This window comes from Ornithinimicrobium sp. INDO-MA30-4, from assembly GCF_021535045.1.
Lineage (GTDB): Bacteria > Actinomycetota > Actinomycetes > Actinomycetales > Dermatophilaceae > Ornithinicoccus.
Window position 1 is genome coordinate 496,727 of record NZ_CP091056.1, and the last position, 26,177, is coordinate 522,903.

Here is a 26,177-nt window from a genome sequence, read left to right on the forward strand (position 1 = left end):
ATGACCAGGTAAAGGCCAGACAGAAGCGACGCGAAGGTGACAAGGACCGGGACGGCCCACAACCGCCACGCGTAGCGGCCTCAACAAAGCTCGCGCGATCGCCGGCGTGCTGGCTTTGCTTGCTGCAGGTCGCATATCGAGATTCATGACATTCCCCTTTGTGTGACGTGTCCGATGGAGCCGTCAGGGTGGCGGGTACTGAGCTAAACAGAGAGCCGGCGGAAGAAACGATATTGGACCCACAGGATCAGCGGCGTGATCACCAGCAACTCGATGATCAACGGTGTGATTTGGGTCGAGAGGCCCTGAGGTGGGTCGGTCCAACTCGAATACATGAGGGTCTCTAGTGCTGCGTAGGCCCAACTGCCCAGCACAGCGACCAACGCTGTCAGGCCAGCTTTGGCTAGGCCCCAGCCAGCCCAGACTGTCCCCGTAACGCCAATGCCAACAATGCCAATCGGACCCAAGCCCAGCACGCTCAGCATTGGCGACAGGAAGGTGCTGTTGTCGAGCCAAAAACCCAAGACGGACGCATCAGTTTGGAAGGCCACCTCGAGCCAGGTGCCAACGGTGAACATAGCCAGCCAGACAATCGGAAGTGCCAGGCTTAGACCGGCTGCCGTTGCAAAGTCTCACGCCGAGGCAGCCCCAGTGAGAGAGCGAAAGGTGCGGCCCAGCGCCACCACATCACCGACCACGCCACGATCGAGAGCAAGAGAACGGTGATCGGTAGTGAGGTTGTTTGCTCCGGCACCACGCCGGCGCGTTCAGTGCCGCCGGTGTAGTACAAGCCCAATGCAAAGTACAGGTGACAGAGGGCGACCGTGACGAGCACGATGGCCGGGACGACCCATGCGCGCCAGGCGTAGCGGCCGAGTAGAGCCAGCGTCACGGTCCATGTGGTGCCGACAGCAGTGGTCTCGCGAATCCTTGTTTCAGTGGCCATGACTTCGTCCCTTCATGAGGTTGGCACTCGGCTGAACAGCCAGGCGTGAATTGGCGTGTAAAGGAAGGGCAAAAGCAGAACGCCGTTGAAGAAGAGGAGCATCGGCACCTGCCAATCGGTAGCCACGTCCAGTTCGACGACCCAGGCTTGCATTTGAAACCCTGCCCAAATCTGGAAAGGGGTTAAAACAGCAGCCGATACCACGCTGGCGATAAGCCCCCAAGCGGCCCAAACAGTCCCGACGATGGCGAAGACCAGAGCGAAACAAAGCCAGGAGACTGTCGACGCCATAGCGTGGGTCGCGACATCAGTCACCGTCACTTCGTCCCACAGAGGGCTACCAGCTGGAGCCAACATGCTGCCGCCGCCGACGTTGATCTGTGAGTAGGGCAAGAATGCGACATCAGGCGTGCCGGCAAAGATCGTCAGGCCACCAAAAGGGTTTGTTTGTCCTTCCCAACGCGACAGCGCATGCATGCAGAAGAACCAGAGAGCGGGAAGCCCCGACGTGTAGGCCAGCCCCACGGCATACGTCACAATTCGGGTATGCCCCATGCTCAGGGCGAAGGGGACCGCCCAGCGCCACCACATGATGGTCCAAGGCACCAGCGAGAAGATGAGAGCGCTCCAGGTCCAGCCTGATGACAGTCTTTGCATCGAAGAGGTCTTGCTGGCCTCCAGAGACAAGTAGGAAGCCACCGCAGCCAGGAGCACGACGGCCGGAACAATCCAGAGGCGCCAGCCAAAGCGACCCATCAAGGCTCTCGTGAGGGCGAATGCTCCCCAGGAGGCGGTCTTGGCTGTGCGGTCAGGGCTGGTCGTGGCTGCTTCGTGTGTCTGAGTCATGATTCCTCCTGATCGTGAGTGAGTGCCGAAACGACTGCACTCAGTTGCGCGGAGTTCACGGTGAGCCGGGGTGCTGCAGCTCTTGGGAGAGCAGCGCAGCGGTATCGACGAGGGCTCGAGTGCGCCGACCAAGGTGGACGTCTTGAGGATCGAGTGCTTCGGGAAGCCTTCAAGCGCCTTCGGGCCCAGTCACCCAGTGGTAACGCTCGGCGATTTCGTCGACTTCGGCGTCGAGGGTGATGCGACCGCGGGTGAGCACCAGGAATTTGCTGCACCACGGTGCGGCCTCATCGATGTGGTGGGTAGCCATCAGTAGTGTGCGTGGATGCTCAGCGAGTTCGTCGCTGACGAGTTGCATCAAGATCGAACGACTACGGTCATCCATCCCGCGCTCTGGCTCATCCAGCATGGTGAACTCGGCGCGGGTGGCCAGTGCCAAGCAGGCCAAGCCAGCGCTGCGTTGCCCAACGCTGGAAAACTTCGAGCGTGCTTCCAACCCAAACGCAGCAAGGCCGTCGTTGAAAACACTGTGGTCAAAACCCGCGTGTCGGCGAGAGAAATGGCCAGCCAGGCTCGCAACCGTTTGGTCAGCCCACAGCGGCCGCCAGCCAGCCATCAACATCACGTCGCGAGGCCGAGTCACAGCGCCCTTGCTTGGGCTGAGATGGCCAGCGAGGATGCGCATGAGTGTGGACTTGCCACCGCCATTGGCGCCGGTGAGTGCAGTGAGCTCGCCCGGCATGATGGCGAGCGAGACATCAGTGAGCGCCGAGGTCCGCCCGAAGCGATGACTGATACCGGTGGCAGTGACGGATTCTTGGTGCGAAATTGTGTCCTTCGCATCGACTGATTGCTCGGTCATGCAGAGTCACCGCCAGTCGCGGTGTCGGCGGCGCGCACTTCGTCGACAACTTCATCGATGGTCAGGCCCAGTGCCTGTGCCTCGGCAACTGCGGGCAACACGAAGTTGCGGCCAAACTCTGCGCGACGACTCGCGCGGATGGCGTCCCGAGCGCCGGGCGAGACGAACATGCCGACACCACGTTTTTTGTGCAGGATGCCGGCATCAACGAGGTGATTGAGCCCCCGCAGCGCAGTGGCCGGATTGATGTGGTGGAAGGCCGACAACTCGTTGGTCGAGGGTGCTTGCGCGCCTTCATCCAGCGAGCCGTGCAGGATGTCATCCTCCAAGGACTTGGCCACTACCACAAAGATTGGCGCCTGTGGGCTGCTCGCTGCCATGTCGGTCCCTATGGGTTGATTAGTCAACTGATTAACCATGTAAGCAACATAGACCGAGATGTGTTGTCCGTCAATGCGCAATTTGGTGGGTAGAGATGGCACAATGTGGCCGCGGCGTGTATGCGCCCAGGGCCTGTAGCTCAGTTGGTAGAGCACCGCGTTTACACCGCGGTTGTCGTCGGTTCGAGGCCGGCCGGGCCCACGTGGAGAACTCAACATCAGCGCTTCGCTTGGGACAGGTTATTGCTGCCCTTGATGAGTTTTTCCCGCCCGAATCGGCCCAATCATGGGATCAAGTGGGCCTCACCGTGGGGGATCCCACGCAGCCTGTGACCAAGGCGTTGTTGGCTGTTGACCCCTCGTTAGCCGTGATTGATGAAGCTATCGCCGGTGGCTATGACCTCATCGTGACCCACCATCCGCTGCTGCTGCGCGGCATTAACTCGGTCGCCACGACGTCGGCCAAAGGCGTGGCAGTCACCAGGTTGATTTCCGCAAAGTTGCCCTCTACTGCGCCCACACCAACGCCGATGTCGCAGACCCCGGGGTCGGACAGGCGCTGGCACAGGCTGCCGGGCTGACGACGACCCAAGCCCTCGAAATCACCGAGGGCCAAGAGTTGGGGCGCGTCGGAGACCTCTCTGCGTCAATGTCGCTGGCTGACTTCGCTGGCTTGTTGTCCGACAACTTGCCCCCAACAGCCGCTGGCCTGCGAGTGTCTGGCCCGGCCGATGCAGTCGTCCAGCGCATCGCTGTGCTGGGTGGGGCCGGTGACAGCGCGTTCGGTGCCGTGCGCGGCAGCGGCGCCGATGTCTATGTGACTGCCGACTTGCGCCACCACGCCGCCCTCGAGGCCCGTGAGGAAGCCCTCGTCGGCAACGGCACGCCATACCTGATTGATGCTGGTCACTTCGCCACGGAGTATCTGTGGCTACAAGGACCAGCTGACCGCCTGATCGCTCACAACTTCGATGCAGCGCAGTCGCTGGAAGCGCATGTGAGCACCATCGTCACTGACCCTGGACGTTCGTCGTCGGCGGGGCAACACCCACTCCCAGCAAGGACTCCGCATGAAAGCTGATCCCACCCGGCAGAACAAACTCCTGGAGTTGCAGCAGCTAGACACCAAGCTGGCTCAGCTGGACCACCGCGCCAAAACGCTGCCCGAGCACGCCGAGGTGGCGTCCCTGGCCAAGCAGCAAGATGACTTGGACGCAGAGGTCGTGAAGACCGAAACTGCGCACGGCGACGTGAAGCGCGTGCTCAGCAAGGCTGAGGCTGACGTCGCGGTCGTTCGCGAACGTGCCGAGCGCAACCGCAAGCGCCTTGATGCTGGCCAGGGCTCAGCCAAGGACCTGCAAGGTATGCAGCACGAGCTTGAGTCTCTCGCTCGCCGTCAGGGTGTGCTGGAGGACGAAGAGCTTGAGGTGATGGAGCAGGCCGAGATTGCTGAAGCCGAGGCTGAGTCCGCGGTCAAAGACCGTGACGCCGTAGTGACCAAGTTGGCTGAAGTTGTGCAACGCCGCGACGCCACACTCCAAGAGATTGCTGCTGAGCGCGAACAGGTCTTGGCAGGCCGCGAAGACCTCATCATCATCGTGGGCTCGGACTTGATGGCACTCTATGAGCGGCTCCGTGCCCACAGTGGCACTGGCGCTGCGCCCTTGGCGCGACGTTGCTGCGGTGGCTGCCAGATCGAGATCAACCCAGTCGAGTTGAGCAGGATCAAGGCCGCCGACGAGGACGAGGTGCTGCGTTGCGAAGAGTGCAGCCGCATCTTGGTGCGCACTCCTGAATCGGGTCTCGCCTCGTGAGCCGTCGCCTCATCGTTGAGGCCGATGGCGGATCGCGCGGAAACCCGGGAGTCGCCGGCTACGGCGCGCTCGTCCAAGACGTGGCCACCGGGGAGTTGCTCGCCGAGCGGGCCGCGCCACTGGGCAAAGAGTCCAACAACGTCGCCGAGTATTCGGGGCTCATCGCGGGCCTGCAGGCGGTCGTGGACCTGGGGTTGGCTGAAAAAGCCAACGTCGCCGTGCGGATGGACTCCAAGTTAGTCATCGAGCAGATGGCTGGCCGCTGGAAGATCAAGCACGAAGCAATGCGAAGGTTGGCGCTCGAAGCACGCGACCTGGTCCACGACATTCAGCGTCAGGGCGGATCGATCTCCTGGCAGTGGATGCCTCGCGGTGAAAACAAGGCCGCCGATGCGCTGTCGAATGACGGCATGGATGGGCTGACGATCCGCCGTGATCACGTTGAGCCAGCAGCCAGCGCAGCGACGGTGCGGGCCCCGAAGGCAACAGCCGCTGAAACGAAATCTACGCAGGGCGACTCGGCCCAGGGCAGCTTGTTTGACGACCCAGTCGCCGATAGTTCTGGCGCTGACAATGACTCCAGTACCCCGGTTGCTGAAGTCGCAATGTCCGCCAGAGCCTCGCTTGTTGGCGAGACCCGCATCTATCTGGTGCGGCACGGAGTCACCGACTTCACCCTCGCCAGCAAGTTGGATGGCCGCGGCGGCTCAAACCCAGAGCTTGCGCCTGAGGGGTTGGCGCAGGCGGCAGCCGTAGGACAAGCGATGAAAGACCGCCTGGCCCATGACGGCATCAACGATGCAGTCGTGCTGACCTCAACGCTGCGCCGGGCACAGCAAACGGGTGGCGCCATTGCCGAGCAGCTGGGAGTCGAAGCCGCCGTCGACGAAGACTGGGACGAGCAAGCCTTCGGCGACTGGGACGGGATGTCGATGGCTGACCTCGCTGGTCAAAGTCGCGAGGACCTCAAGAGCCTCTGGAGCGACGTCGACTACTCCAGGCCGGGTGGGGAATCGCACCGAGCCCTTGCCACCCGGGTTATAGCCGCACTTCATCGCGCTGTCGCCATGGGCGACACCGTCATCGTGGCAACGCACCGCAAACCGTTGTTGTGTGCTCTCCGAAGTGCTAGGCATGGACCACGAGCGGGTCTGGGCGTTGGCCACCGACCCGGCCTCAATTACCGCCTTGGATATCTGGCCCGATGGTGGCGCTCGCGTCGCCTTCCTCAACGACACGCACCACCTGCAGTCCCTAGCAACCACAGCCCCGAAAGCCTGAGGACATCACCATGCGCTACGCCCAGACCGTGATCGACCTGGTGGGAAACACCCCGCTGGTGAAGTTGAACCACGTCACGGACGGTGTCTCCGCCACCGTTTTAGCCAAGGTCGAATACCTCAATCCCGGTGGCTCATCGAAGGACCGCATAGCTAAGCGGATCATCGATGCCGCCGAGGAGCAGGGCTACTGAAGCCCGGTGGCACGATCGTGGAGCCCACCAGCGGCAACACGGGGATTGGCCTGGCGCTGATCGCCCAACAGCGTGGCTACCACTGCATCTTTGTCTGCCCCGACAAAGTTGGCGAGGACAAGCGCAACGTGCTGCGCGCATACGGTGCGGAGGTTGTTGTCTGCCCAACGTCAGTTTCGCCAGAAGACCCCCGCTCGTATTACAGCGTGAGTGATCGACTGGCGGAAGAGACGCCTGGCGGCTTCAAGCCAAACCAGTACGAAAACCCCGAAGGCCCGCGTAGCCACTACGAGACCACTGGCCCCGAGATTTGGTCTGACACCGAAGGCAAGATCACCCACTTCGTCGCAGGCGTTGGCACCGGCGGCACGATCAGCGGCACCGGCAAGTTCCTCAAAGACGTTTCCGAAGACCGCGTCCAGGTCATCGGCGCCGACCCGCAAGGCTCGGTGTATTCGGGGGTAGCGGCCGACCGTATCTCGTCGAAGGTGTCGGTGAAGACATCTGGCCCGGCGCTTACGACCAGAGCATCCCCGACGCCATTATCGAGATCACCGACGCCGAGTCATTTGAGATGACCCGTCGATTAGCCCGCGAAGAAGGTCTGTTGGTGGGTGGCTCGTGTGGTCTGGCGGCTGCCGCAGCGATTAAGGCAGCGCGTGATCTGGGCCCAGACGATGTCGTCGTGGTGTTGCTGCCCGATGGTGGCCGCGGCTATCTCGGCAAGATTTTCAATGATGGCTGGATGGCCCAGCACGGCTTCATGGCGACCGCGGAGGAACCAGCGTCGCTGACCTCGTCGCCGTCACGGGGCGTCAGCCTGAAGACATAGCCCACCTTCGTGTCGAGCACTCGGTGGCCGACGCTATCGCTGCGCTCAAGGCTGCCCCCGGCCATACCTTGCCGGTCCTGAAGGCTGACCTGCCCGTGGTCTTGGGTGAAGTGGCAGGCACCCTCAGCCAGGGCGATCTGCTCGAAGCGCTCGCTTCGGGCGCGGTCTCGCCGACTGACTCGATTGAGTCCGTTGTTGGTCCGATGCCCACCCTGATTGGCGCTGGCGAAAGTTTTGACGCCGCCCGGGAAGCATTAGGCCATGTTGCGTTGTTAGTCGCAATGAGTGATGGCAAACCCATTGCCACTCTCACGACAACGGACATCCTCGATCACGTCAGCGAAGTGAACTCATGAACGGCTTTTCCACCCGCGCGATCCACGCCGGCCAGGCATTCGACCCGACCACCGGTGCCGTCATTCCGCCGGTCTATCAGACCTCGACGTTCGTGCAGAAGAGCGTCGGCGACCTGCGTGAAGGCTATGAGTACACCCGTGGCACCAACCCGACGCGTGATGCTCTGCAGGAGTTGATTGCGGACCTCGACGGCGGCAACCACGGCTTTTCCTTCGCGAGTGGCCTGGCAGCTGAAGACGCGATCTTGCGCGCACTGCTGCAACCAGGTGACCACGTGCTGATGGGCAATGACGTGTATGGCGGGACGCACCGTCTCGTCAACCAGATCCTTGCTGCATGGGGCGTGGAGTTGAGCACCGTCGAGATGAGCGATGTCGAGGCTGTGCGGTCGGCGATCAAGTCGAACACCAAAATGCTCTGGGTCGAGACTCCCAGCAACCCGCTGATGAAGATCTCCGACATCGAAGCGGTGGCTGCTGTCGGCCACGAGAGCAACCTCACCGTGGTTGTCGACAACACGTTTGCCACCCCCGCTCTGCAGACGCCGCTGGCTCTCGGCGCCGACATTGTTGTGTATTCGGCGACGAAGTACCTCGGTGGTCACTCTGACGTGCTCGGTGGCCTCGTCGTCACGAGCTCGGAGGAGATCGCTCAAAGGTTGGCTTCATCCAGTTCGCTGCTGGCGCGGTTTCGGCTCCGTGGGAGGTCTTCCTGACCATTCGCGGCATCAAGACGCTGAACATCCGGATGAAGGAGCACAGCGCCAACGCCACCGCAGTTGCGCAGGCGTTGGTGGATCACCCAGCGATCGAGCGCGTCTACTACCCAGGGCTAGAGGACCACCCAGGCCACGACGTTTCCGCCAAGCAGATGAAGAACTTTGGCGGCATGGTCTCGATCGCGCTGAAGGGTGGCGCTGCGGCAGCCAAGGCTTTCGCCGAGTCGACTGAGTTGTTCCAGTTGGCTGAATCGCTTGGTGGCGTGGAGTCGCTGGTGAACTACCCGGCGATGATGACGCACGCCTCGGTTGCTGGCACCGAGTTGGAGGTGCCGGACAACATCATCCGGCTTTCGGTTGGCATCGAGGACCGCGGTGACCTGGTGGTCGATGTGCTCAACGCATTGGAGAAGGTCAGCCAGGCATGATCGACGCCACCAAGGGCTTCACCATCGTCCGTGTCCTCTCGGCCACCCCAGAGCGGATCTGGCAAGCCTGGACAAGGGCGGACGAGGTGAGCCAATGGTGGCACCCGCCGGGTCTAGCACCCCGCGCGAGACTGTCGAGATGAACGCCGCAGCCGGCGGCAAATACATCTACGAAATGGTCAACGACGTCACTGGCGACAGCGTCGTGACCGGCGGCTTCTTCATCGATGTTGAGCCTTTCGAGAAGCTCTCGCTGACCTGGGGCGTTCCCGGTGCACACCCAGAAGACACTCCTTTGGTGACGGTTAACCTCGACGAGGTTGACGGCGGCACTCAGCTAACTTTCGACCTGCGCGGCGTTGAAGGCAGCCAGGGCGACAGGTTCTTGTATGACGGTTGGGCTGGCGTGCTCGATTCGTTGCAGGCCCACGTGCAGCAGGGGTGAAGTGAGTTTGAGCATACTAGCCTTTAGTTTTCACCGACAGCACCCACGTTTCCGCATACTTGTTGGCTCGGCGCTTCGGGTCGTCGCCATCCGGCTAGGCTGACGCCCATGTCGCGCACGCTATTGCCCAAGGTCATTGCCACCGACTGTGACGGGACCCTGCTGCGGAGCGACGGCACGATTTCACCGCGGACGCAAGCCGCGGTTGAAGCTGCTGAGGCTGCTGGGATCACCGTCATCTTGGTCACCGCTCGGCCGCCTCGATGGCTGGATGAGTTGGCGAGCGTCGCGGGGGAGAGCGCCATCGCGCTGTGCGGGAACGGCGCATTCACGTATGACCTCAACTCGCGCGAAATCATCTCTCACCGGCTGATGGACCCAGACTTGGTGGTGCAATTGGCCGCCGAACTCCACGACTCCATCCCCGACATCCACCTTGCGCTGGAGAGTGTCGCTGGTTTTGCCCACGAGCCAGGTTTTGAACGAATGTCTGGCCGAACGGATGGGCTGTGGGCTGTCGGGCCAGTGGATGAACTCGTCGCTAGCCCGCCGGGAAAATTGCTGGTGCGGATGCCGAGCGCTGACGTCGATGAGCTGTTTGAGCAGGTGGAACAGGTTGTGGCTGGTCGCGCCGAAGTCTCGCACTCGGGCGCCGCGGGCATGGCTGAGATTGTTGCCACCGGAGTGACTAAGGGGATGGCGATCAAGCCTGGTGCGAAGAGCACGGTGTCGAGGCAGCCGATGTGTGGACCTTTGGCGATATGCCCAACGACATCCCGATGCTGGCTTGGGCAGGACGATCTTTCGCCATGGCCAATGGGCATGAGCAGGCCAAAGCAGCCGCCACAGACCACATTGCCAGCAATGACGAGGACGGCGTTGCCCAGGTCATCGAGCAAGCATTGGCATCCGCGCTGAAGGACTAGTGAATTCACCGGGTGAGTCGGCATAGGGTGAGGGCATGACCCACCAAGCAACGACGCTGACCAGGGTGCACGCCGACGCAGATCAGTCTGCCCTCGAGCGCGCCTTTCAGGATATTCGCGAGTCGCAGGACGTGCGTGAGGACTTCTCTGCTGAGGCACTCGCGGAGGCTGAAGCGGCAGCGAAAGATCCTTCGCTGCCCGAGGAAGACCTGACTGCCATCGAGTTCATCACCATCGACCCTCCGGGCTCGATGGACTTGGACCAAGCGATGCACATTGAGGCGATTGACGATGCTGGCGAGGGGCTTTCCGGGTCCGCTACGCCATTGCTGATGTGCCTGCCTTCGTCGCCCCGGGCGGCGCTTGGACGCCGAAGTGCGACTTCGTGGCCAGACGATCTATTGCCCCGACAAGCGCGTTGCGCTGCACCCGCCGGTGATGAGCGAAGCGGCAGCCAGCCTGCTGCCCGATGAGACGCGCCCCGCATACGTGTGGAACATCGTGTTGGATGAGCATGGCGACACCTTGAGCGCCAGCGTTGCCCGCGCGATGGTCCGTAGCCGTCGTCGCTACACCTATACCGAGGTCCAGCAGGCTGTCGACGAGGGCAATGGCGAAAGCACGCTGATGCTGCTGCGCGACGTGGGCCGCTTGCTGGTGGCCCAGGAGTCGGCGCGCGGTGGGGCTGGTTGCCGATGCCCGAGCAAGAGGTCGAAGAATCCGACGGCACCTATGAGTTACGACTGCGTCCGTTGCTCGAAGCTGAAGACTGGAACGCGCAGATTTCGCTGTTGACTGGTCGCAGTGCCGCTGACCTGATGATTGCTGGCAAGGTCGGCATCCTGCGGACCATGCCACCACCGCGCCAGGACGCCATCGACCGTTTCCGTATGCAGGTGCTCGCCGTTGATCTGCCCTGGGACGAATCGGTAAGTTATGGCGACTTCCTGCGCGGGCTCGATTGGGCCAACCCGGTGCACTTGGCGATCATCCACGCGGCCACCAGTCTGTTCCGCGGGGCTGGGTACACGCCCTTTAACGGGGTGGTGCCGGAAGAGACCGAGCAGGCCGCCATCGGCGCACCTTATGCTCACGTCACCGCTCCGCTGCGTCGCCTCATCGACCGCTTTGGCCTCGTGGTGTGTGCAGCCTTGAGTGCCGGCGAAGAAGTCCCCGAGTGGGTGATGAACTCGCTGGAGGAATTGCCAGATCTGATGAGCGAAAGCGGCCGCCGGGCTAATTCCGTCGACCGAGCCTGCATCGACGCTGTCGAAGCGGCTGTGCTGCAAGACCGGGTTGGCCAAGAGTTTGCCGCCAGCGTTGTCGAGGAGACCTCACGCGATGACCTCATCGTCCAGGTGACCGACCCTGTGGTCTTGGCCTATTGCGATGGCGACGCCGAGTTGGGGGAGCGGATCACTGCTGAACTGACCCTCGCTGACCTGAATGCGCGCAAGGTCCGATTCAAGGTCGTGCCCCAGGTAGGCTGATCCCCGTGGATGAGTCGGCCAGGCGGTCGCGTCAAGACGTTTGGGCCTAGCCCAATCGGACTTGCCGAGGAACGTCCGGGCTCCACAGAGCAAGGTGGTGGTTAACAGCCACCCGGGGCAACCCGCGGGATAGTGCCACAGAAAACAAACCGCCATCGGCAACGGTGGTAAGGGTGAAACGGTGCGTGTAAGAGACCACCAGCGCTCCAGGTGACTGGAGCGGCTAGGTAAACCCCACCTGGAGCAAGACCAGACAGTATGCGTTTGAGGGCTGCTCGCCCGAGTATGCGGGTAGGTCGCTACAGGCGGCTGGCAACAGTCGTCGTAGATGGATGACCGTCACCAGCACAATGCCAGCAATGGCGTGTTGGGACAGGACCCGGCGTATCGGCTGACTCATCCACACTTATTCGATCAGGTCGCCATCAACCCAGACTTGTGCCACGTCAGCGTCTGAGCCCAGGGTGAAAATCGAGGCCAAGGCGTCGGCCGGCGAGTTCGCATGGCCCAAGACGGTGCTCAACGTCGATCCCGATCGCGGAGAGATCTGCACAGCATCAAATTGCATGCCTTCGCTCAGATGCCCGACGGTTGGCAGGTCTAGCGCTTGAGCTCCAGCTAGCGTCGCCAAGTACAGCATGTGCGCCGGCATTAGTGGATAGCCGTCGGGTTGTAACTGCTGGTGGAAATAGGCCTGCAGGCCGACTTGGATCAGGTTGAGCCCCGTCCCAGCGCCGACATCGGACCCCAGAGCAACGCGCACACCGTGGTCGACGTGCGCAGCTAGCGGGAAGAGCCCACTGCCAAGCGCTGAGTTCGACGAGGGGCAGTGCGACACGCTGGCTCCGGTCTCAGCCAGCCTCGCCAACTCCGCCCCGCTGGGGTGCACGTTGTGTGCGACGACGCTTCGTGGGCCCACAAGCCCGAACTGGTCATAGGTGTCGAGGTAGGACGTGCTCTGCGGGAAGAGGTCGCTGACTGTGGCGATTTCATCCGTGTTCTCGTTGATGTGGGAGGTGAAGAACAAGCCCTCGGCGCTCACCAGGGTCTGTGCGCATACCTTGAGCAGGTCTTCGGTGGTCGCCAACGAAAACCGGGGCGTGACCGCATACCGGAGTCGTCCCACGCCGTGCCACTTGGCCACAAGTTCGGCTGCCTCAGCCAAGGCCCGCTCCGGTGTGGTGTGTAGATCCTCGCGCAGCAGCCGATCGCCAACGACCAGCCCCGACGTGATCCGCAGCCCTGACTCAGCGGCCGCGGCAAAGAAGATGTCCATCGCCCTGGCGTAATGCGAACCAAAGACGAGCGCCGTGGTGGTGCCCGCCAGTCGCAAACCCGTCAAGAAGTCCCCGGCGACCTGTTGGGCTACCTCCGGGTCAGCGAGTCTCGCTTCCTGCGGCAAGCGCAGTCTTCTAGCCACTCCATCAGTGGCATCCCGAGCCCACCGATGATCGGCAACTGCGGATAGTGCACATGGGTGTCGACAAACCCCGGGAGCAGAGCGCCTTCGAGGTGAACAACCTCGGCGTCGGGTGACTGCGACTGAGCAGCCGGGAGAGACCCTCGGAAGGTGATCTCACCGTCCGCGACGACGAGTGCGGCTTCTTCAGCGCGCAATGCCCCACCGTCAAACGGCGAATCGGGGGTGTCCATCACGAGACCGGCATAGATGGTGCTCATGACCGCACCTGACTCAACGTCTGCAAGAGATCAGCCGCGACGCTGACGGCGATGACGCCGGGGTGTTTGCCCTCGATGCCGGGCACGCCGATGGGGCATTGGATCCGCTCGACTGCACTCGCGGGGTGTTCCAGGTCGACCAGCTTTTTGTGGAAGCGCAGCCACTTGGCCCGCGAGCCAATCAGGCCGATCGTGCCCAACTCGCCATGACGCAGCGCCGCGTCGCAAAGGATCAAATCTTCCGTATGGTCGTGCGTCAGCACCAGCACATGCGCGCCTTGGGGCAGGGTTGCCGCGACAGACTCGGGCGCGGGGGAGGTGTAGATGAACCGACGCAGGCCCTGAGGCCAGAACGTCTGCGACTGATGCATCGACGACATCCTTGCGCGAATCGGTCAGATGCAAGATGACCTCGTGGCGGGCCATGATCCGCGCGATCTCCTGCCCGACGTGGCCGAGACCAAAAATGGCGATGACTGGTCGTGCCGGGAGGTGCTCGAGGATCACGCTAACCTCGCCGCCGCAGCACTGGTTGCCGTGCTGATTATTGGCGTGCTCGTTGAGGGCAAACGCCATCGTCGTAACGCGGGCTGCTTCGTCGCCAGAGGCATCTGTCCCGAGAACGGCTCGCGCTCGGTCAATGACGGTTGCTTCCATATTGCCGCCACCGATGCTGCCGTGGCTGGTCGCCGAGGTGACAACCATCTTGGCCCCAACATCACGAGGTGAGTGCCCGCGCACCTCGGTGATCGTGGCCAGCACTGCGCCCTGGCCGTGAGCCCGCAACTCACCTAGCGCGGACAGCCAATCGGTGCCGGAGGCAGGGGAGACCAATGATCTGCGGTCATCCCGCGGCCTAGCCGATCTCAGCAGGAGTGTTGGAGCGAGCGCGTTCAATCGCCCAAAACACAGCCTCGGGTGTCGCCGGCGAATCCAGCGTCACGCCCTGGGCTGGGTCGCCAAAGGCTCCGGCAGCATCGCGTAGCGCTTCTCGCACCGAGAACGCCAACATCAACGGGGCTCGCCGACTGCCTTGGAGCCGTAGACAACCCCAGGCTCGGTGGCGTGCTCAAAGAACTTCACTCGGAAGTCCGCAGGCATTTCGGAGAACGACGGGAGTTTGTAGGTGCTGGCTCCTTGGGTGGCAAGTCGGCCCTTGCTCTCTCCATCGGAGGAGTCCCAAACGATCTCTTCCAGCGTCAACCAACCGGCGCCTTGCACAACCGCCCTCGATCTGGCCGATGTCGATCAGCGGTGACATCGAGTCGCCGGCGTCGTGCAAGATGTCGACACGGCGAGTGGTGTAAGCCCCAGTGAAGCCGTTGACCTCAACTTCAGACACCGCGGCGCTGTAGACGAAGTATTTGAAAGGGGACCCTTGGAACGTCGGCAGATCCCAGTGCAGCCCATCGGCACGATAGAAACCCGTCGATGACAAGGAGATGCGCTGGAAGTAGGCCGCTTTGACCACTTCTTCCCAACTGACGCTCTTATCCAGCCCCAGTCCGGTGACTTCTCCGTCAGCGAAGCGGACGTCATCGGCGGCGACACCGAGCAGACCTGCGGCTACTGGGGCGATGCGGGCGAGCAGCGTTTCGCAGGCATTCTTGACCGCTGCGCCATTGAGGTCGCTTCCGGTGGAGGCCGCTGTGGCTGAGGTGTTCGGCACCTTGTCGGTGCGCGTCGGGGCCAAGCGGACCCGGTCATATGGCACTCCCAGCGCAGTGGCCGCGACCTGCAGCATCTTGGTGTGCAGACCCTGACCCATCTCGGTGCCACCGTGGTTGATCAGCACCGATCCATCCTTGTAGATCAGCACCAGCGCGCCACCCTGGTTGAACGCGGTGAGGTTAAACGAGATCCCAAACTTCACCGGCGTGATCGCCAGGCCACGCTTGACGTGCTCGCTGCCTTGATTGAACTCATCGATCTCGGCGCGGCGGGAAGCAAACTCACTCGAGGCCAGCAGTTGGTCCCAAATCTGCGGCATCCGCTCCGACTGCTCAACAACTTGACCGTATGGCGTCCTCTGACCGGGGACATAGAAGTTTCGCTGACGTAGTTGCTCGGGGCTCAGACCTAGTTTCGGTGCGACCTGACCCAGGATGTCCTCCAGGACGATCATCCCCTGGGGCCCGCCAAACCCGCGGAACGCCGTCTGGGAGGTCTTATTCGTTTTGGCGATGCGACCAGAGACCCGAATGTTGGGCACCCAATAGGCGTTGTCGACGTGACACAAGGCTCTCGACAGCACCGGCTCGGAGAGGTCAAGACAGAATCCGCCGTCAGCGGTCAGCGTGGTGTCAAGGGCCGTGATGAGACCGTCGCTGCTGAAGCCCACCTTCCACGTGGAGTGGAAGCCGTGCCGTTTGCCGGTCATCGTCATGTCTTGGGTGCGGTTCAGTCGGACTCGCACTGGCCGATTGGTCAGCGTGGCACCAATCGCCGCGATCGCAGCCAACCCGTGCGGCTGCCACTCCTTGCCACCGAAGCCTCCACCCATCCGCAGGCACTGTACGGTGACTTGGCTACTGCTCAGGTCCAACACGTGCGCGACGATCTCTTGCGTCTCGCTGGGGTGTTGAGTCGAGGACTGGATAAACAGTTGGCCAGATTCGTCCACCATCGCCAGAGCCGCGTGCGTCTCGAGGTAGAAGTGCTCCTGCTCGCCAAACTCAAACTCGCCCCTAAAGACGTGTTCCGCCTGCGCAAATCCATCGTCGAGATCGCCGCGAGCCATGACTGGCTGGAAGCCCTGGAAGGACTCTGCAGCGATAGCTTGGGTGGCATTCAAGATGGCTGGCAATTCGGTGTAGTCAACCACCACGGCCTCAGCCCCACGTCGAGCGGCGTCGACCGTCTCGCCCAACACCCAAGCGACCGAGTGGCCGTAGTAGCGGACGTGGTCGTTAAACAGCGGCTCATCGCCCTTGGTGCCTGCGTCGTTGACACCTGGCACATCGGCGGCGGTCAGGACGCGGACCACCCCGGGGACCTCGAGGGCCGCAGCGGTGTCGATCGAGTCCACCTTGGCGTGCGCCACGAAGACCTGGACCGGCCAGGCATGCAACACCTCGGTATGCCGTGAGTGCAGGTCATCGGTGAACCTGGCTGTGCCGGTGACGTGCTGCACGGCGCTTTCGTGGGGCACGCGGGATCCCACTGCCGCAGACTGCGGGATGTCGGCAAGTGGCCGCTTGAGTGATAGTTCACGGGGTCACCTCAGCAAAGAACCGCAGGATGGATTGGGCAGCTGTCGCTGATCGATAGGCCGCACTGGCGCGATGGTCATCCAGCGGAGTGCCCACGTCAGCCATCACTTGCGCGGCAGCATCAAACGTTTCTTGCGACCAAGTCTTTCCTTCGAGGGCAGCCTCGGTGTCGGTGGCTCTGATCGGCGTTGCCGCCACTCCACCCACGCCGATTCGAACATCACGTATCTGCCCGTCGGACACCTGCATACTGATCGCGACCGCGACTGAAGAGATGTCGTCAAAGCGCCGTTTGGCGATCTTGTAGAACCGAGCGTGCGGTGCAACTGGCGTGGGTATGCGGATGGCTCGGATGAGTTCGTCCGCCTCTCGCACGCTAGCCCGATAGCCGGTGAAGTATTCACTCAACGGCACCACGCGCTCACCCCCTGAGAAGTTAAGACGAGCGAGGCATCCAGGGCCAAGAGCACCGGAGCGCCGTCGCCAATGGGGGAGCCGGTGGCAATATTGCCGCCTAGCGTCGCGCCATTTCGGATGAGCCGGGACGCGAACTGGGGGAACAACTCAGCTAGCAGCGGATGCCACCCTCGAGCCGGTGCTCGATCTCGACAAGGTCAGCGCGGCACCGATCTCGAGGTGATCGTCAGCCTGCGTCAGCTTGCGCAGCTCATCGAGCTGGTCGAGGGCGATGGTCAGCGGGGCTGTGCGGTGCTTAATGGCGAGCTCAACTCCCCAGTCGGTGCCTCCCGCCAGCAACACGGCCTCCGGCTCGCCGGCGAGGTGATCGAGCGCATCGCTCAGGTTGGCTGGCCGGACAAAGTCACCCTCGGCGTGCCTTAGGTGGAAGGGGCCAGCAGCGGGCGCTGGCTGCGCACGGCGTTTCGCCAAGCGGTCGTTCTCGGGCACGTCACCGAGGGCGTAGGCGGCATCGCGGATCGGGCGATAGCCGGTGCAGCGGCACAGGTTGCCTGAGAGCGCATGTAGGTCAAAGCCATTCGCGCCAAGCTCGTGATCACTTCCGCATTGCGCCGGTGACTCCTCGACTGCGGCAGAGGCGCCGCATGACTGGCTGCCACAGATTTCAGCGCAGGAGCGGCGCTCTGGCCGGTAGTACTCGGCCGCCATCGACGCCACAAACCCAGGAGTGCAATAGCCACACTGCGAGCCCCCGCGCATCGCCATCTCGTGTTGGACCGGGTGCAACTCATCGCCGTCGGCAAGCCCCTCGGAGGTGTACACCTCTTGATCGCTGAGCGCTGCGATCGGGATCAGGCAGGAGTTGACGGAAGTCCATTGCGTGCCGCCGTTGCCGTCCGGGCGGGACACGATGACGGCGCATGCTCCGCACTCGCCTTCGGCGCAGCCCTCTTTAACCCCGGTCAGGCCAGAGTCTCGCAAGAAGTTGAGAGTCGTGGTGTGCCCCGCGACGTCCGAAACGTCGAGATCTTGCTCGTTCACCCGAACCGTCAGGCTCTGCGTGCTGGCCTTTGCTGCAGTGTCCGTCACGCTCATACTCCTGGCTCACTGGCCTAGCGCGTCATTGCGCTTGCATGGTTGCAGGCCGCTGAGCGGGACCGCGCACAGGTTATCCATGCGAACAATGCGCGGCTAATGGTGATGCAGATTACACCAGGTTCGTTTGGCCTGGCCGCAGGCGGTTAACGCCGGACGCGTTCCTTGGCTCGGCCCACGAAGTTGTTCATCGTGTCGTTTGCTCCGAGGAAGTTCATCAGTGCGTCGAACCCACGCACTGGCAACATCCGCGCTGGCGCGACCGTGTGGATAAATCGGGGCATGAGCAGTTGTTCCCGCCCTTGCTCGATGGCCTTCAGCGTCTTCTCGACGGCGTATTCGGGCTTCAGGATAGGCAACAGGAGCGGAAACCTCGTTTCCACGCCGTCGAACATGCCGGTATCGATGAAGTACGGGCAGACCACGAGCGACGTCACACCGGTTTCCTGCTTTGCCATCTCGGCTCGGAGCGATTCGGCAAATCCAAACGCCGCAAATTTGCTCGCTGAATAGTCGGTCTGCTTGGCAACTCCGGCCAGCCCAGCCGCGCTGGAAATCGTAACCACGGTGCCGTGACCGTTATTGATCATGTCGCCCAGGAAAGCTCGGGTGACCCAAAGAGAGCCAAGGTGTTGACCTGGATTGTGCGCTCGATCGCCTCGTCGGTTGCGTCCAGGAGATATTCACCGGTCACGATCCCAGCGTTGTTGATCAGTATGTCGACCGGCCCGGACTCCTGCGCCGCCACCTTCACCGCGTCCCGGTCCGAAACATCAACAGCAAAGCATCCGCTGACCCGCCGAGGGACTTGATTTCGCCGCACACACTCTCGGCGGCTTGGCCATCAAGGTCCCACACAATGATTCGTGCGCCACGGGCCGAAGCGCCAAGCGCGAGCAGTCGTCCGATGCCGCTGCCGCCCCCGGTGATGAGGACGGTTTGGTCAGTAAATGAGTGCTTGTTCTTCGATAGAAACGCCATGTTAAATCTCCACCGGTCCTTTCCCTGCCAGGTCGTGCACGGTGACGCCACCCTCAAGGCCAAAGTTTGCAATGTGCCCGAGGTACATCTCTCGTCCGTTGGGCTTGAGAAGCCCATCGTGAATCGGGATCACTGACTGTGGCTGCATCGAGCGGACGAAGGCGACAGTGTCGGCAACCCGCGCCCATGGCGCATTGATGGGAACGCACAGAATGTCAATGCCTTCCAAACACTTGCCGGTCGCATCCAGGGCATCTCCGGGGTGAAAGAGTTTGTGGCCGTCGGCTTCAATGACCAGGCCAAGGTTGTGAATCCTCGGCACGTAGTCGTGGATGAACGCGTGTTGATCGCCGACCGGGGTGATTTTCATTGGTCCCTTAACCAGCGGCTCGTAGGGTTCTAACTGCTTAATCCGTGCTGCCAGGTTCGGTGCAGCGTTGCGCAGAGTCATCGCTGCGGCAGGCTCTAAGACAACCTGTGCCTTTGGGTTGGCCTCGAGCAGCGCAGGGACGGCCTCTGGGTCCATGTGGTCGGGGTGCTGGTGAGTAGCCAGGAGCAGCGTCAAGTCTCGGACCTGCGAGAAGTCAGAAAAGTTGCCGGGGTCGATGAGGATGCGCTGGCCGCCGGTTTCGATCAATAGGCAGGAGTGACCCAAGTGCGTGATCTGCATACGGCCACCCTAGGGCGCGGAGTCAACGAGAGCTGGTCGAGGCGAGAGCAGCCCAGTGTCGGTGCGGGCACGTACAGTGACTTTTCGTGAAGTTCCTCAACGGTCTCCTACCCAGCCATGACCTGACCTACAGCGATGTGTTCATGGTGCCGTCACGCTCAGCCGTCACCTCCAGGCTCGATGTCGATCTCACGACCCCCGACGGGGTCGGCACGACGTTGCCGCTCGTGGTGGCCAACATGACGGCGATCTCAGGTCGTCGCATGGCTGAGACCGTTGCGCGCCGCGGTGGCATCGCGGTCTTGCCGCAAGATATCCCGGTGCCAGCGTTGATCGACACGATTGCCGCGGTCAAGGGCTGTCACACCGTCTTCGAAACCCCGATCACCATCGCGCCCAACGCACCAGTGGCTGAGTTGCTCGCTGTCCTCGGCAAGCGAGTGCACCGCACAGCCGTCGTCCTTGATGGCCAGGCCCCCGTTGGCATCGTCACCGAAGAAGACTGCGCTGCCGTTGACAGGTTCGCTCAGGTCAAGGACGTGATGAAGGGGACATTGGCGTGACTGTGGCGCCGGACGCAGACATTCGTGACGCCTTCGACCTGCTCGATCAGCAGCGCGTTGGGTTTGCCCCGGTCATTGCTGATGGTCAACTGCACGGACTCGTCACCCGCACTGGCCTGCTGCGCTCGGCGCTGTATACCCCCGGCGTCGATGCTCAAGGCCGCTTGATTATTGGTGCCGCGGTGGGCATCAACGGTGACGTGGCCGGTCGCGCCAAGGCCCTGCTTGAGGCTGGGGTCGACGTCCTGGTCGTCGACACCGCACACGGGCACCAAGACAAAATGATCGAGGCGTTGCAGACCATCGTCCCGTTGCGCGATGAGCACGAACAGACCACCGGGGTGCGCGTGCCCCTGGTAGCAGGCAATGTCGTCTCGGCCGGTGGCACCCAGGATCTGGTCGCAGCCGGTGCCGATATCGCCAAGGTCGGAGTTGGACCGGGCGCCATGTGCACCACGCGGATGATGACCGGTGTCGGTCGGCCACAGTTTTCAGCGGTGCTGGAGTGCGCCGACGCAGCCCGCCAAGCCGGGGGCCATGTTTGGGCCGATGGGGAGTGAAGTACCCACGCGATGTCGCACTGGCGCTGTCGGCGGGAGCCGGCTCGGTGATGGTTGGGTCATGGTTTGCTGGCACACATGAATCACCGGGTGATCTGATGCGCGCGCCCGATGGGCGGCTCTACAAAGAGAGCTTTGGTATGGCGTCAGCCCGGGCCGTCAAGAACCGCACCCGCGACCGGAGCGCCTTTGATCGCGCTCGGTTGGCCATGTTCGAAGAAGGCATCTCGTCGTCCAAGATGTACCTGGAGCCAGCCCGCCCCGGCGTCGAAGACCTCATCGACCACATCACTGCTGGGGTTCGCGGTGCCTTCACCTACGCCGGTGCGAAGTCGATTGACGAGTTCCGCGAGCGCTCTGTCGTCGGCATCCAGGGAGCTTCGGGCTATGACGAAGGCCGCGCAAGGCACAGTTCGTGGTCTTAGCCTCAGCTGCGGTGATGGCTGGCTAACCAGGCTGCGCCGATAATCCCGGCGTCGTTGCGTAACTGAGCGGGCACAATCGGTGCGCGCAGGTGTAGCAAGGGCAAGAACTTGTCAGCCTTCTTGGAGACGCCGCCGCCGACCACGATCAGGTCGGGCCAGAGCAGATCTTCCACGTGGCTGTAATAGCGCTGCAGTCTTTCGGCCCAGTCCTCCCAGGAGAGGTCTTCGTTCTCGCGAATGCTGCTGGCTGCCCGCTTTTCAGCGTCGTAGCCGTCGAGCTCAAGGTGGCCCAACTCGGTGTTGGGCATCAGCTCGCCACCCAGGAATAGGGCCGTGCCGATACCGGTGCCTAGCGTGGTGAGCAGGACGGTCCCTTCGTGCCCCCGGCCAGCGCCGTAGTGCATTTCGGCTGCGCCGGCTGCATCAGCATCGTTGATGACGATGACGCGGCGATCTAGCACTTTGCTAAAGAGTGCTTCGGCGTCGGTGCCTATCCACGATGGGTCGATGTTCGCGGCTGAGCGCACGATGCCGTGGTGAACGACGGCCGGCACCGTGATGCCGACGGGCGCGTCGTCCTTCATGTCCTTCTTGAAGTGCTCAGCGACTTCAGCGACAACCTCTGCCACCGCTTCAGGAGTTGAATCCTCGGGGGTGTCAATGCGCTTACGGTCCTCGGCGAACTCGCCCTTTTCAAGGTCAACGGGGGCACCCTTGATGCCACTGCCGCCAATATCAATCCCCAGAATGTGGCCCTTAGACATGCCTACTCCTTGACGTCGTTGTCGTGCTGGCCCCTACCTCCATTAAGGCAGAGTCAAAACTTCTGAGCCGGTTTCCGTGATCAGAATGGTGTGCTCGAACTGAGCCGACCTGCGGCCATCTGCGGTCACGATAGTCCAGCCGTCGTCCCACTCGCTCCAGTCGGGCGTGCCTAAGTTCAGCATCGGCTCGATGGTGAAGGTCATGCCTGGCTCGATGACCGTGTCGTAGTCCGGCGCTGCGTCGTAGTGCGGGATGACGAGACCAGAGTGGAATGCCTCGCCAACGCCGTGCCCGGTGTAGTCGCGCACCACGCCATACCCAAAGCGCTTGGCGTAGGACTCGATCACGCGACCGATCACGTTGACCTGGCGGCCCGGCTTAGCAGCCTTGATCGCGCGGGCGAGGGACTCGCGGGTGCGCTCGATGAGCAGGTGCGATTCTTCATCAACCTCGCCGACCTCAAACGTGGCGTTGTTATCACCGTGAACCCCATTGATGTATGCGGTGATGTCGACGTTGCAGATGTCGCCTTCGCGCATCTCCCGGTTGTCCGGGATGCCGTGGCAGATCACTTCGTTGATGGATGTGCACAGCGACTTCGGGAAACCGCGGTAACCCAAAGTCGAGGGGTATGCGCCGTGGTCGAGCACGTACTCGTGACCGATGCGGTCAATGTAGTCGCTGGTCACGCCTGGCTTGATGGCCTTGCCACATTCTTCGAGAGCCTGGGCAGCGATCTTGCTCGCCAGGCGGATCTTCTCGATGGTCTCGGCATCTTTGACCTCAGAGCCGGTGAAGCGTGCCGGTCCTGGCTTCCCGACATACTCTGGGCGTGCAATGCTCGACGGCACAGCTAATCGGGGCGAAACGGTCCCGGGGGCGACAGCTACAGAAGACATGCGCTCAAGTCTAAGCGCCGGACGCAGGAGGCCACGATGCAGTACTGGTTCAACGTCAAGACCAAGCAGGTTGAAGCACACAACGATCCAGAGCGCGCCCGGGCCGATGCCCTCCTGGGGCCCTATGAGACGCAGGCCGAAGCCGAAGAAGCACTCAAACTGGCCGCTGCCCGCACTGAAGCGTGGGACGAAGAGCAGCGCAAAGAAGATGAGTGGAACTAAGCGGTAGAAAGAGGAGCGCGAATCATGGTTGAGCAAAACCCACACCGGCCGGGGCGCAATTTCACGTCGCGCACGTCCCCGGCGGTGCCGCCGATTTATCTGAGCACCACCTTCGAACTGGACGATGCTTCATACGAAGACATTCAGGGAACCGGCGGGCTGCACGCCACGTGGTATTCGCGGTTCAACAATCCGACTGTGGACGCGGCAGGCGCTGAGGTGGCAAGACTCCACGGTGCGACGGGGTCGATGATGACGTCGAGCGGGATGGCCGCTATCTCAACGACGCTAGTGACCCTGCTGCGCGCTGGCGACACGGTTGTTGCTGCAAAACAGGTCTATGGCGACACCGATGACTTGCTGGTTCGCGACCTCCCTGGTCTGGGCATCAACGTGATCCGGGTTGACGCGTTCGACAACGCTGCGTGGGCGGCTGCGGTCGACAAGCACCAGCCGCACGTGCTCTACGGCGAGACCATGTCTAACCCGGCGCTGCGACTGCTCGACATCCCCGCAGTTGCAAAATTGGCTCACGGAGTCGGCGCAAAACTGGTCATCGACAACACCTTTGCGACTCCCTACTGCACCCGGCCGCTTCAGTTGGGTGCAGACGTTGTCGTGGAGTCGGCAACCAAGTTCCTCGGCGGCCACTCTGACGTGATTGCTGGGGCGGTGACGTTTGATGACGACAAACTGGGTGAAGAGATTCAGCGCCGGCTGATTACCTTCGGTGGATGTTTGGATGCGCATGCGGCCTACCTGGCTTGGCGCGGTATGCGGACGTTCAATGTGCGCCTGGCCGAGGGCTGCCGCTCAGCTGCGGCTGTTGCCGAGGCGATGGTGGCTGAGCCGGGTGTGAAGCACGTGCGCTATCCCGGACGCGACGACCACCCTGATGCTGGTGCGCTCGTGAAAACCGTGATGCCCGATGCCCGTGGAGCCATGCTTGGGTTGGTCCTCGAAGGTGGCGATGAGCGCGCTTTGGAGGTCTTGCGCAAACTCAAGGTCGGGTTGGAGGCCACGAGTTTGGGTGGCGTTGAAACGCTGGCAAGCGTCCCGTTTAACTCTTCGCACTTCAACATGACGCAGCAGCAGCGTCGCGACGCGGGGATTCCGGACGGTCTGATTCGACTCTCGGTGGGACTTGAGGGTGCCGAGACGCTGGCTGACGACCTCCGTCAAGCGATGGGCTGAGCCTGGCCATGGCGAGTGTGGGTGATGCGGCCGTCGAGTTGGCCGCGCAACTTGTTTCTGTTGACAGTGTGAACCCCGGTCTAGTTGCCGACGCCGCAGGTGAGAGCCAGATTGTTGGCCTGCTCGCCGCGCGGTTGTCGCATCGGGGTTTGCCGTTGAAGTCGTGCCTGCGCCGGAGGATGAGGGCCGGCCGAGCCTGATCGCCACCTATCGCGGCACGGGTGGTGGGCGCAGCCTGGTGCTGAACGGCCACCTCGACACTGTTGGCGTCGAAGGGATGGACAACCCGTTTGGTGCTCGCATTGAGGGCGATCGCGAAACGGGGCGGTTGTACGGCCGGGGTGCCTGCGACATGAAGGCTGGGATCGCCGCCATGGTCGTTGCGGCTGAAGAAGTGGCAGCCCATGGGAGTGCTGGCGACATCATCTTGGCGCTGGTCTCAGACGAAGAGAATGCCTCTGTCGGCACCGAGGCAGTGTTGGCCCACCTGGCGGGCGGGTTGCCGGATGCCTGCCTGATTGGCGAGCCGACGTGGCTGGATTTCGCAGCGACACACCGTGGGTATGCTGTGGTCGAGGTGGGTTTTGAAGGGCGCGCCTCGCATTCGGCTCAACCCGAGTTGGGTGTTAATGCGGTCGCTCACATGGGGCGTTTCCTGGTTGGTGTCGAAGCGCAGGGGATGGCGCTCGCAGCCGGGCCGGGGCATCCAGTCGCGGGCAACGGTTCGCTGATGGCCACGGTGGCTTCGGGCGGTGTTTCGCCGTTCTTAATTCCTGCCACTGCTTCGGTTGTGGTGGAGCGTCGGACTGTCCCGGGGGAGCGGGCGGCAGATTGTCTTGACGAGGTTGGAAGCATCCTCGGCGAGATGCGTCGGTCTGATCCGTCGGTGCAGACGTCGGTCTCGGTGTCTTTGTCACGTGAAGCGTGGGAGTTCGACCAAAGCAGACGGCAGGTGCCGCGCTGAGCGAGGTGCTGGGAGGGCGTTGGTGGCCAACGGCCGGCCCGAGCCGCGACAAGTTGCTTTTCCCTATTGGATGGAGTCAGCGCTCTGGGAAGAGGCGGGAGTCCCCACAGTTGTATGCGGCCCCGCTGGCGACGGATTGCACGCTGCTGAAGAGTGGGTCGACCTGGCTCAGGTCCGTGCCTTCGCAGACGGCTTGGTTTCGGCGATCCGGAGTTTTTGCGGTTCAAAGTGAGGTATGCGGTGGCCGCCGGATTTACCGCTCCCGCGTGCCGCTTGACCGTCCAGTTTCCACCTCCTGCGTGCCGCTTGACCATCCGGTTTCCCACTCCCTCCCCACTCCCACATGGCGGCTGCAGCCCGCACGGTGTGAGGCGCCAAACCCGCGTTGTGCGCCCCTCGCGATCCGGCCCATCAGAGCCTTGCCCTTATCGAACAGATGTACTATTATTGCGTCTAAGGGAAACTGACTGGGGAGTCGAAAAATGGGGAATTCAGGCACGGGGACGATCACCAGGCCAACGGCCAAATCATCGAGCGGTCGGAGTGATCGAGTTGCGCAGTCCACTGATGCTGTTGTCGCCGCTGCGACGTTGATGGAGGGGGCTTCGCACCGGAGATTGCGCGGCACCTGGTCTGTTTGGCCCCCAAGTTCTCGAAGCAAGACCACGAAGGGCCCAGCCTCCGTGCGGCTGCCGGTCGCGAAGCACGTCAGCGTCTAGTTGAGCGGGCCGATTCCGCCGTGACGGTGTCCAGGTGGTGTGAGGCCGAGCTGCTCACGACCGCCCGTGACATGACGATTGCTGCCGGCGAAGCCTTGCTTCCAGAGTTGGGAGTAGCCAGCGTCACGGAGCTCAGCGAAAGCCAAGCGAAGCGTTGGCGAGCCTGTGCTAAGTCTGCAGTGGCATCGGAGTTGAACGCGCTTACGGGCTGGGGCATTCAAAGCTGCCATGACCGGGTTGGTCTTTCCTTGCGCCCAGGCCGATCGCCGACCGTGTAGTTAGGTCCCTGCGGG

General features: G+C 62.4%; 27 protein-coding genes, 1 tRNA gene, 1 other RNA gene and 8 pseudogenes. 20 read left to right on the forward strand and 17 right to left on the reverse strand.

Translation table 11 applies throughout. The features are described 5' to 3' along the window. Positions 1-203: 203 nt before the first annotated feature. The 5 genes from L0A91_RS02920 to L0A91_RS02940 form a co-directional block, all read right to left on the reverse strand. The gene (locus L0A91_RS02920) at positions 204-578 is read right to left on the reverse strand and encodes a hypothetical protein (protein ID WP_235245803.1); all 375 of its coding nucleotides are present in this window, start codon (positions 576-578) and stop codon (positions 204-206) included. Positions 579-607: 29 nt separating this feature from the next. After that, the gene (locus L0A91_RS02925) at positions 608-946 is read right to left on the reverse strand and encodes a hypothetical protein (protein WP_235245804.1); all 339 of its coding nucleotides are present in this window, start codon (positions 944-946) and stop codon (positions 608-610) included. 12 nt (positions 947-958) lie between these two features. Continuing rightward, a complete protein-coding gene (locus L0A91_RS02930) occupies positions 959-1,792 on the reverse strand; it encodes a hypothetical protein (RefSeq protein WP_235245805.1) in 834 nt (277 codons plus the stop codon). 169 nt (positions 1,793-1,961) lie between these two features. Next, on the reverse strand, positions 1,962-2,654 hold the full coding sequence (locus L0A91_RS02935) for an ATP-binding cassette domain-containing protein (RefSeq protein WP_235245807.1): 693 nt from the start codon (positions 2,652-2,654) through the stop codon (positions 1,962-1,964). Then, positions 2,651-3,136, reverse strand: a complete 486-nt coding sequence (locus tag L0A91_RS02940; RefSeq protein WP_311197973.1) for a GntR family transcriptional regulator — start codon at positions 3,134-3,136, stop codon at positions 2,651-2,653. The genes L0A91_RS02935 and L0A91_RS02940 overlap by 4 nt, the downstream gene beginning before the upstream one ends. 27 nt (positions 3,137-3,163) lie before the next feature. Between L0A91_RS02940 and L0A91_RS02945 the strand changes: the two genes are divergently transcribed. The 13 genes and pseudogenes from L0A91_RS02945 (at position 3,164) to rnpB (ending at position 11,921) form a co-directional block, all read left to right on the forward strand. Further along, positions 3,164-3,236, forward strand: a tRNA-Val gene (locus tag L0A91_RS02945). A 94-nt stretch (positions 3,237-3,330) separates the two neighbouring features. Beyond that, positions 3,331-4,115, forward strand: a pseudogene (locus L0A91_RS02950) (Nif3-like dinuclear metal center hexameric protein). After that, a complete protein-coding gene (locus L0A91_RS02955; RefSeq protein WP_235245808.1) occupies positions 4,105-4,848 on the forward strand; it encodes a zinc ribbon domain-containing protein in 744 nt (247 codons plus the stop codon). Before L0A91_RS02950 ends, L0A91_RS02955 begins: the two are co-directional and overlap by 11 nt. Continuing rightward, on the forward strand, positions 4,845-6,161 hold the full coding sequence (locus tag L0A91_RS02960) for a histidine phosphatase family protein (RefSeq protein ID WP_235245809.1): 1,317 nt from the start codon (positions 4,845-4,847) through the stop codon (positions 6,159-6,161). Before L0A91_RS02955 ends, L0A91_RS02960 begins: the two co-directional genes overlap by 4 nt. Continuing rightward, positions 6,140-7,510: pseudogene (locus L0A91_RS02965) on the forward strand (cystathionine beta-synthase). Before L0A91_RS02960 ends, L0A91_RS02965 begins: the two are co-directional and overlap by 22 nt. Beyond that, positions 7,507-8,657: pseudogene (locus L0A91_RS02975) on the forward strand (cystathionine gamma-synthase). Before L0A91_RS02965 ends, L0A91_RS02975 begins: the two co-directional pseudogenes overlap by 4 nt. After that, a complete protein-coding gene (locus L0A91_RS19475; RefSeq protein WP_397333778.1) occupies positions 8,654-8,800 on the forward strand; it encodes an SRPBCC domain-containing protein in 147 nt (48 codons plus the stop codon). Before L0A91_RS02975 ends, L0A91_RS19475 begins: the two are co-directional and overlap by 4 nt. Further along, positions 8,752-9,102 carry an SRPBCC domain-containing protein gene (locus L0A91_RS02980; protein WP_235245811.1) on the forward strand — a complete coding sequence of 117 codons (351 nt, stop codon included), beginning with the start codon at positions 8,752-8,754 and terminating at the stop codon, positions 9,100-9,102. The genes L0A91_RS19475 and L0A91_RS02980 overlap by 49 nt, the downstream gene beginning before the upstream one ends. Before the next feature lie 108 nt (positions 9,103-9,210). Further along, positions 9,211-10,028: pseudogene (locus tag L0A91_RS02985) on the forward strand (HAD family hydrolase). Positions 10,029-10,063: 35 nt separating this feature from the next. Further along, positions 10,064-10,501 (forward strand): hypothetical protein, encoded by a 438-nt coding sequence (locus L0A91_RS02990; protein ID WP_235245812.1) that lies wholly within the window; start codon positions 10,064-10,066, stop codon positions 10,499-10,501. Then, positions 10,404-10,823 carry an RNB domain-containing ribonuclease gene (locus L0A91_RS02995; protein WP_235245813.1) on the forward strand — a complete coding sequence of 140 codons (420 nt, stop codon included), beginning with the start codon at positions 10,404-10,406 and terminating at the stop codon, positions 10,821-10,823. Before L0A91_RS02990 ends, L0A91_RS02995 begins: the two co-directional genes overlap by 98 nt. Continuing rightward, entirely contained in the window at positions 10,724-11,518 is a 795-nt protein-coding gene (locus L0A91_RS03000; RefSeq protein ID WP_235245815.1) for a hypothetical protein, read from the forward strand. Before L0A91_RS02995 ends, L0A91_RS03000 begins: the two co-directional genes overlap by 100 nt. A gap of 10 nt (positions 11,519-11,528) precedes the next feature. Beyond that, an RNA gene (rnpB, locus tag L0A91_RS03005) (RNase P RNA component class A) lies at positions 11,529-11,921 on the forward strand. Between the two features lie 3 nt (positions 11,922-11,924). On the opposite strand, the gene L0A91_RS03010 is transcribed toward rnpB, so the two are convergent. The 10 genes and pseudogenes from L0A91_RS03010 to L0A91_RS03050 form a co-directional block, all read right to left on the reverse strand. Next, positions 11,925-12,920 carry a guanine deaminase gene (locus L0A91_RS03010; RefSeq protein WP_235245816.1) on the reverse strand — a complete coding sequence of 332 codons (996 nt, stop codon included), beginning with the start codon at positions 12,918-12,920 and terminating at the stop codon, positions 11,925-11,927. Next, entirely contained in the window at positions 12,884-13,198 is a 315-nt protein-coding gene (locus L0A91_RS03015; RefSeq protein ID WP_235245817.1) for an amidohydrolase family protein, read from the reverse strand. The genes L0A91_RS03010 and L0A91_RS03015 overlap by 37 nt, the downstream gene beginning before the upstream one ends. After that, a complete protein-coding gene (locus tag L0A91_RS18170) occupies positions 13,195-13,467 on the reverse strand; it encodes an XdhC family protein (RefSeq protein ID WP_311197974.1) in 273 nt (90 codons plus the stop codon). Before L0A91_RS18170 ends, L0A91_RS03015 begins: the two co-directional genes overlap by 4 nt. A gap of 394 nt (positions 13,468-13,861) precedes the next feature. Then, positions 13,862-13,960: pseudogene (locus tag L0A91_RS18175) on the reverse strand (XdhC family protein); the annotation flags it as partial. Positions 13,961-14,054: 94 nt separating this feature from the next. Further along, positions 14,055-16,379: pseudogene (xdhB, locus tag L0A91_RS03025) on the reverse strand (xanthine dehydrogenase molybdopterin binding subunit). Positions 16,380-16,407: 28 nt separating this feature from the next. Beyond that, positions 16,408-16,824 carry a hypothetical protein gene (locus L0A91_RS18180; RefSeq protein WP_311197975.1) on the reverse strand — a complete coding sequence of 139 codons (417 nt, stop codon included), beginning with the start codon at positions 16,822-16,824 and terminating at the stop codon, positions 16,408-16,410. Beyond that, positions 16,815-16,973: an FAD binding domain-containing protein gene (locus L0A91_RS19480; RefSeq protein WP_397333779.1), complete on the reverse strand. Its 159-nt coding sequence runs from the start codon at positions 16,971-16,973 to the stop codon at positions 16,815-16,817. The genes L0A91_RS18180 and L0A91_RS19480 overlap by 10 nt, the downstream gene beginning before the upstream one ends. Before the next feature lies 1 nt (position 16,974). Further along, on the reverse strand, positions 16,975-17,916 hold the full coding sequence (locus tag L0A91_RS03030) for a 2Fe-2S iron-sulfur cluster-binding protein (RefSeq protein WP_397333780.1): 942 nt from the start codon (positions 17,914-17,916) through the stop codon (positions 16,975-16,977). Between the two features lie 152 nt (positions 17,917-18,068). Beyond that, positions 18,069-19,020 (reverse strand): annotated as a pseudogene (locus L0A91_RS19485) (SDR family oxidoreductase). Next, a complete protein-coding gene (locus L0A91_RS03050; RefSeq protein WP_235245821.1) occupies positions 18,905-19,573 on the reverse strand; it encodes an MBL fold metallo-hydrolase in 669 nt (222 codons plus the stop codon). Before L0A91_RS03050 ends, L0A91_RS19485 begins: the two are co-directional and overlap by 116 nt. A gap of 86 nt (positions 19,574-19,659) precedes the next feature. On the opposite strand from L0A91_RS03050, the pseudogene L0A91_RS03055 reads away from it, so the two are divergent. Next, positions 19,660-21,121: pseudogene (locus L0A91_RS03055) on the forward strand (GuaB1 family IMP dehydrogenase-related protein). A gap of 2 nt (positions 21,122-21,123) precedes the next feature. Here the strand turns inward: L0A91_RS03055 and ppgK are convergent. After that, positions 21,124-21,885: a polyphosphate--glucose phosphotransferase gene (gene ppgK, locus L0A91_RS03060; protein ID WP_235245822.1), complete on the reverse strand. Its 762-nt coding sequence runs from the start codon at positions 21,883-21,885 to the stop codon at positions 21,124-21,126. Between the two features lie 42 nt (positions 21,886-21,927). Further along, positions 21,928-22,785: a type I methionyl aminopeptidase gene (map, locus tag L0A91_RS03065; protein WP_235245823.1), complete on the reverse strand. Its 858-nt coding sequence runs from the start codon at positions 22,783-22,785 to the stop codon at positions 21,928-21,930. A 36-nt stretch (positions 22,786-22,821) separates the two neighbouring features. On the opposite strand from map, the gene L0A91_RS03070 reads away from it, so the two are divergent. From L0A91_RS03070 to L0A91_RS03095, 6 genes are all read left to right on the forward strand, one after another. Then, on the forward strand, positions 22,822-23,007 hold the full coding sequence (locus L0A91_RS03070) for a methionine aminopeptidase (protein ID WP_235245824.1): 186 nt from the start codon (positions 22,822-22,824) through the stop codon (positions 23,005-23,007). Positions 23,008-23,031: 24 nt separating this feature from the next. Then, entirely contained in the window at positions 23,032-24,201 is a 1,170-nt protein-coding gene (locus L0A91_RS03075) for a PLP-dependent aspartate aminotransferase family protein (RefSeq protein ID WP_235245825.1), read from the forward strand. 8 nt (positions 24,202-24,209) lie between these two features. Beyond that, positions 24,210-24,401 carry a hypothetical protein gene (locus L0A91_RS03080; RefSeq protein ID WP_235245826.1) on the forward strand — a complete coding sequence of 64 codons (192 nt, stop codon included), beginning with the start codon at positions 24,210-24,212 and terminating at the stop codon, positions 24,399-24,401. After that, complete coding sequence (locus L0A91_RS03085; RefSeq protein WP_235245827.1) at positions 24,365-25,165, forward strand: M20/M25/M40 family metallo-hydrolase; 801 nt, start codon at positions 24,365-24,367, stop codon at positions 25,163-25,165. The genes L0A91_RS03080 and L0A91_RS03085 overlap by 37 nt, the downstream gene beginning before the upstream one ends. A 19-nt stretch (positions 25,166-25,184) precedes the next feature. After that, complete coding sequence (locus L0A91_RS03090) at positions 25,185-25,397, forward strand: hypothetical protein (RefSeq protein ID WP_235245829.1); 213 nt, start codon at positions 25,185-25,187, stop codon at positions 25,395-25,397. A gap of 405 nt (positions 25,398-25,802) precedes the next feature. Next, positions 25,803-26,162, forward strand: coding sequence for a hypothetical protein (locus L0A91_RS03095; protein WP_235245831.1), 360 nt, complete (start codon positions 25,803-25,805; stop codon positions 26,160-26,162). Positions 26,163-26,177: the final 15 nt, after the last annotated feature.